The following is a 6,848-nucleotide window of genomic DNA, read 5'->3' on the forward strand; positions in this document are numbered from 1 at the left end:
TTATTCAAAATTCTCCCCCTCTCCCCAACCCTCTCCAACCCTCTCCAAGGGAGAGGATTTTAAAAAACTTCATAAAAAAACGCTGCCGAAGCAGCGTTTTTTACTTATCTAATAATATTAGAAAACTTTAAGTAACAACCAGTACAAAGTACCTGATAAACAAATTGTGGCGGGTAAAGTGAAAACCCAGGCAGACAGAATGGTTTTCACCATCTGGAAGTTCAGACCTGACTTATTCGCCACCATGGTACCTGCAACCGCAGAGTTCAATACATGAGTGGTCGATACCGGCATCCCGAAACCATCCGCAGCCGCAATGGTCGACATCGCCACCAGTTCAGCAGACATACCCTGACCATAGGTCATATGCTGCTTACCAATACGCTCACCGACTGTCACCACAATACGCTTCCAGCCAACCATAGTACCCAGACCCAGCGCCAGAGCAACGGCCACTTTCACCCAGGTCGGGATGTATTGCAAGAATGAATCCAGACTGTCACGGTATTGATCTACCGTTTTGTCCTGTTCAGCCGTCATTGCAGGTAAAGCTTCTGCTTTGTCCAAACGCTTGAAAGCTGTGGTACTTAAGTACATGTCATTCCGGAATTCTGAAACCTGTGCTTCAGGCACTTCCCTAATGCTGCTATAGCTACCGACTTTTTCACCTAAATGATCTGTGAGGCTCGCCAATGCAGGCACCACTTCAGGGGTGATTTCTTTGGTTTGGATATAAGTCGTGATGATCTGACGCGCTTTTTCATCTTCAATATCCGCATGGTCTGGATAAATCGCATTGGCCGTTTGCGCAGACAATTGCCCAAAAGTCTGGATATGCTGTTGATCTAGGTTTTTGTTGAGTGAGTACGCCATTGGTACACAGCCAATCAAAATCAACATGATCAGCCCCATGCCTTTTTGACCATCATTTGAACCGTGCGCAAAGCTGACACCGGTACAGGTAAAGATCAAAATGGCACGAATTAAAGGGGGTGGCGGTTTATTACCTTCAGGTGGCTGGAACAGCTCCACCTGTTTCTTGAAGATTTTTTTCACCAGCAAGAACAGCACAGCGGCAAATGCAAAACCGATTAAAGGCGAAAATAACAGCGCCTTACCGACTTTCATCACCTGCTCCATGTCTATACCCGATGCACCGCTACTCGCGTGCAGAATGTAGTTCATGATACCCACACCCAGAATCGAACCGATCAGGGTATGTGAGCTGGATGCAGGAATACCAAGAAACCATGTTCCCAGGTTCCAGACAATCGCAGCGATCAGCATGGCAAACACCATGGCAAAACCTGCTCCGGAGCCGACATTCATGATCAGCTCAACAGGTAACAGTGCAATAATACCGTAAGCCACCGCACCACTGGCCACCATAACCCCAAGGAAGTTACAGAAACCGGCCCACATTACAGCGACAGGCGCAGAAAGTGCATTGGTATAAATGACCGTGGCAACCGCATTGGCAGTATCGTGGAAGCCATTGACGAATTCAAAGCCCAGCGCAATAAACAATGCCGTCGCCAGGAGAATAATTGAATACAAACCCAGTGCAGGAACATGCGCTAAATCGGCAGACAATTGAAAACCGATATAAATAAGAGTAGAGATAATGACAGTTAGAAAAACTGGCATAAAGAATTTTGGTGTCGGCACGTGAACATTGGTCGACTTGTGCGAAGCCGACTCGTGTGCTGAATCTATGGGAGTTTGATTAGGATTCATGCAAGCAGGAATAGAGGATTCAAGAATTCCCCTATTGTTCAGTTAAATTGTGACAATTATATGACAAACTGCTGTCATATGAAGCAATAATTTAGATTTTCTTACTGCTGTTCGTCCTGTTTAATCCCGAGTAAAACACTGCTGTTTGATTCAATAAATCATCAACTTAAGATAAAATTCCAGCTTTTCAGAACTCAGAAACGTGTCCTGTTTTTGCGCTTAAAGCTTTGAAACTCCCTCTACGCTTAAGATGACCATAATTTCTATGTACAGAGCATAGTCAATAAATATGACAATTTCATGAATAAAAGCATCAGCTTAATTTTTCAAATATATTTTTGCCAGTTTTAGCCAGATCCCATTTTAAAGCTGAATACTGCATAGACCGGATAACAAAAACCTGTCTTGTTCTAACTGACTTATCAAATTTTCATATCATGCATATCCATCATTCTGAGAAAGGAGGCGCAGAATTCAAGCATTAATTCTGCTAATATGGACGATGTTTTTTGATTTCTACTGAGAAAGTTTGAATGTCGACACTTGCCACCTTAAAAGAACTTCTTGCCAAGAAAATTTTAATTATCGATGGTGCGATGGGTACCATGATCCAGCGCCATAAACTGGAAGAAGCCGATTACCGTGGCGAGCGTTTTGCTGATTGGGCTTATGATCTGAAAGGCAATAACGACCTGCTCGTTTTGACACAACCACAAATCATTCAAGGTATTCATGAAGCTTACTTGGAAGCTGGCGCCGACATTATTGAAACCAATACCTTTAACGGTACGCGGGTTTCGATGTCTGACTATCATATGCAAGATCTGGTTCCCGAGATTAACCGTGAAGCCGCGCGTCTGGCCAAAGAAGCCTGTGCCAAATATTCAACCCCAGAAAAACCACGTTTTGTGGCAGGTGTGATTGGTCCGACATCACGTACCACGTCTATTTCTCCAAACGTCAACGATCCAGCCTTCCGCAACATCACTTTTGATGCCTTAAAAGTGGATTATATTGAATCAACCAAAGCGCTGATTGAAGGTGGTGTCGACATCATCCTGATTGAAACCGTATTCGATACTTTAAATGCCAAAGCTGCGATCTTTGCGGTGAAAGAAGTCTTTAAAGAACTGGGCTATGAACTGCCAATCATGATTTCAGGCACCATTACCGATGCATCTGGCCGTACCTTAACCGGTCAAACCGCAGAAGCGTTCTGGAACTCGATGCGTCATGCAGAACCGATCTCGATTGGTTTTAACTGTGCGCTTGGTGCAGATGCGATGCGTCCACACGTCAAAACCGTGTCGGATGTAGCGGATACTTTTGTTTCAGCACATCCTAACGCTGGCTTGCCAAATGCCTTCGGTGGATATGATGAAACACCGGAAGAAACTGCAGCTTTCATTAAAGAATTTGCGGAAAGCGGTCTGATCAATATTACCGGTGGTTGCTGTGGTACCACACCGGATCACATCCGCGCAATTGCACAAGCAGTGGAAGGCATTAGCCCGCGTCAAATTCCTGAGATTGCGCCAGCTTGTCGTTTAAGCGGTTTAGAACCATTTAACATCACCCCAGATTCACTGTTCGTGAACGTCGGCGAGCGTACCAACGTCACCGGTTCGAAAAAATTCCTGCGTCTGATTCGTGAAGAAAACTTCGCCGAAGCACTCGATGTTGCCCGTCAGCAGGTTGAAGCCGGTGCGCAAATTATCGATATCAACATGGATGAAGGCATGCTGGATTCACAAGGCGCCATGGTGCACTTCCTGAATCTGATTGCGTCTGAGCCGGATATTTCACGTGTGCCGATCATGCTCGATTCTTCTAAATGGGAGATTATCGAAGCAGGTTTGAAATGCGTGCAAGGTAAAGCCGTGGTGAACTCGATTTCCTTAAAAGAAGGTTATGACGAGTTTGTCGAACGTGCCCGCCTGTGCCGTCAGTACGGTGCCGCAGTGATTGTGATGGCATTTGATGAAGATGGTCAGGCCGATACAGCCGCTCGCAAAAAAGAGATCTGTAAGCGCTCTTATGATGTGCTGGTCAATGAAGTGGGCTTCCCTGCTGAAGATATTATCTTTGACCCGAACGTATTTGCGATTGCGACAGGGATTGTAGAACATAATAACTATGCGGTTGATTTCATTGAAGCGACTGGCTGGATTAAAGAAAATCTACCCCATGCCATGATTTCAGGTGGTGTCTCTAACGTCTCGTTCTCATTCCGTGGTAATGAGCCAGTACGTGAAGCGATTCACTCAGTGTTCTTGTACCATGCCATTCAAAAAGGCATGACCATGGGGATTGTGAATGCCGGTCAAATGGCGATTTATGATGACATTGATAAAGAATTAAAAGCTGCCGTTGAAGATGTGGTTCAAAACCAGAATCAAGGCGAAAGTGGTCAGGATGCAACAGAACGGCTGCTGGCTGTCGCTGAAAAATATCGTGGTCAAAGTGGTACGCAAAAAGCCGAAGAAAACCTGGAATGGCGTAATGAATCTGTTGAAAAACGTCTTGAATATGCACTGGTCAAAGGCATCACGACGTATATTGACCAAGACACTGAAGAAGCCCGTTTAAAATCAACCCGTCCACTGGATGTGATTGAAGGCCCATTGATGGCAGGTATGAACGTGGTTGGCGACCTGTTTGGTGCCGGTAAAATGTTCTTGCCGCAGGTGGTAAAATCTGCGCGTGTGATGAAGCAGGCAGTGGCTTGGCTGAATCCGTTTATTGAAGCTGAGAAAACCCAAGCTGAAGCCAAAGGTAAAATCCTGCTCGCGACGGTAAAAGGTGACGTACACGACATCGGTAAGAACATTGTCGGCGTGGTGTTGGGCTGTAACGGTTATGACATCGTGGATCTGGGCGTGATGGTGCCGTGCGAGAAAATCCTGCAAACCGCAATTGATGAAAAAGTCGATATTATCGGTTTGTCTGGTTTGATTACACCGTCTCTGGACGAAATGGTCTTTGTTGCCAAAGAAATGCAGCGTAAAGGCTTTAATATTCCATTGATGATTGGTGGTGCAACCACCTCTAAAGCCCACACCGCTGTAAAGATTTCACCGCAATATCAAAATGATGGTGTGTACTACACAGCTGATGCTTCACGTGCCGTGGGTGTGGCAACACAATTGCTTTCTGCCGAGATGAAACCAAAACTGGCAACGGACTATGCGGCGGATTATGAAAAAATCCGTACACGTTTAGCCAATAAACAGCCGAAAGCCGCCAAATTGTCTTATGCAAAATCAATTGAAAATGGCTTTAAAATTGATTTTGGTGCACACACTCCAGTAAAACCAAACTTCATTGGTTCGGAAACTTTCACCAATTATCCACTTGAAACCTTGGTGGAATATTTTGACTGGACACCGTTCTTTATTTCTTGGAGTCTGGCGGGTAAATTCCCGAAAATCCTGGAAGATGACGTAGTGGGCGAAGCAGCACGTGACTTGTTTGAACAAGCACAAATTATGCTGAAAGATATCATCGAGAATAAACGTTTCGATGCGCGTGCCACCTTCAGCATTTATCCTGCCAACCGTGTGGCAAGCGACACTGTTGCTGTGGCAGATGAAAATGGCAATGTGACCCATACTTTTGAACATCTACGTCAGCAGTCGGATAAAGTGACAGGCAAAGCCAACTATTCTTTGGCGGACTTTATTGCACAGAAAGATGTGGCTCAGGATTATTTGGGTGGTTTTACAGTTTCAATCTTTGGTGCGGAAGAGCTGTCGCAAGAATACAAAGCCAAAGGCGATGATTATTCTGCAATTATGGCGCAGGCTTTAGGTGACCGTTTTGCGGAAGCATTTGCTGAACATTTGCACCAGCGTATCCGTAAAGAATTCTGGGGCTACCAAGCAGATGAACAATTGTCGAATGAAGATTTGATTAAAGAGAAGTATGTCGGTATTCGTCCTGCACCGGGCTACCCTGCGTGTCCTGAACATTCTGAAAAAGCGCCACTCTTTGACTGGTTAGGTACAACTGACAAGATTGGAACTTACTTAACCTCTAGTTTTGCAATGTGGCCACCTTCATCAGTCAGCGGTTTCTATTATGCAAATCCTGAAACTGAATACTTTAACGTGGGTAAAATCTCTGGCGACCAGTTGGAAGATTATGCGAAGCGTAAAGGTTGGACGCTGGATGAAGCGAAACGTTGGTTAGCGCCGAATTTGGATGATTCAGTGGTTTAATCCCCCTCGATCCCCCTTTGATAAAGGGGGAAGATTCCATTCGTATCGAATATAAAAAACCCCTCAAGTGAGGGGATTTTTTTGTTATTAATCTCCCTAAATCCCTCTTTAAAAAAGAGGGACTTTCACGTATCAAATTCATTACGTGACAGCTCCTCCCATTTTTAAAGGGATGTTGGGAGGGATTAAAAAATCACGTAAATTAAACTATACTAAACCATTAAAACTAAAACAATTTTCTAAATCATGGATCAATTTAGTACCAGAGAATTAGCCTCAATTACATGGGGAACCATACTTATAATGGCTTTAATATTCTACTCTGTAAAAAATGTTCAGCTCAGATATTCTCTTATCACTGTTATCAAAGCATTTTTTCAAATTAAAATTATTACTGCTATTTTATTAATTACTACCTATGTCTTGCTAAGTGTATTTATCTTATACCAAATACAAATCTGGGATATTAGTCAACTTAAAAATACATTTTTTTGGTATATAATATTTGCAATAGGCACTATGTTTAGTTTAAATACTATCAAAGAAAATTCACATAACTTCTTTATTCAAACTATACGATCCTCAATAAATTTAAGCATCCTCCTTCAATTTATCATTAACTTCCATACATTTAATTTCTTCTTAGAATTAATATTGATTATTCCATTTGTCACTCTTGTAACTATTTTGAGTGCTGTTGCTAATGAAAGTATAGAACAGCAGAAAGTTAAAAAACTTTGTGAGTTCTTACTAGCTTTGATATTTCTTAGGACTTACGCATTGACGGATTCAAAAAAGTATTAAAATACTTTATAAAGTATCTGTGATCAGACGAATTAAACATGCTTCTACAGCAACTTGTACATTACCCATTTATATGGGCTTTCTCAT

The 6,848-nt window shown here is 43.1% G+C and carries 2 protein-coding genes; one reads left to right on the plus strand and one right to left on the minus strand.

The window, feature by feature from the left end:
• Positions 1-117 precede the first annotated feature (117 nt).
• Positions 118-1,737 (minus strand): inorganic phosphate transporter, encoded by a 1,620-nt coding sequence (locus FTU42_RS08110; RefSeq protein WP_005096235.1) that lies wholly within the window; start codon positions 1,735-1,737, stop codon positions 118-120.
• A 533-nt stretch (positions 1,738-2,270) separates the two neighbouring features.
• Between FTU42_RS08110 and metH the strand changes: the two genes are divergently transcribed.
• Complete coding sequence (gene metH, locus FTU42_RS08115; protein WP_180072007.1) at positions 2,271-5,957, plus strand: methionine synthase; 3,687 nt, start codon at positions 2,271-2,273, stop codon at positions 5,955-5,957.
• Positions 5,958-6,848 lie beyond the last annotated feature (891 nt).

Source organism: Acinetobacter sp. YH12102, assembly GCF_013419125.1.
Taxonomy (GTDB): domain Bacteria; phylum Pseudomonadota; class Gammaproteobacteria; order Pseudomonadales; family Moraxellaceae; genus Acinetobacter; species Acinetobacter pseudolwoffii.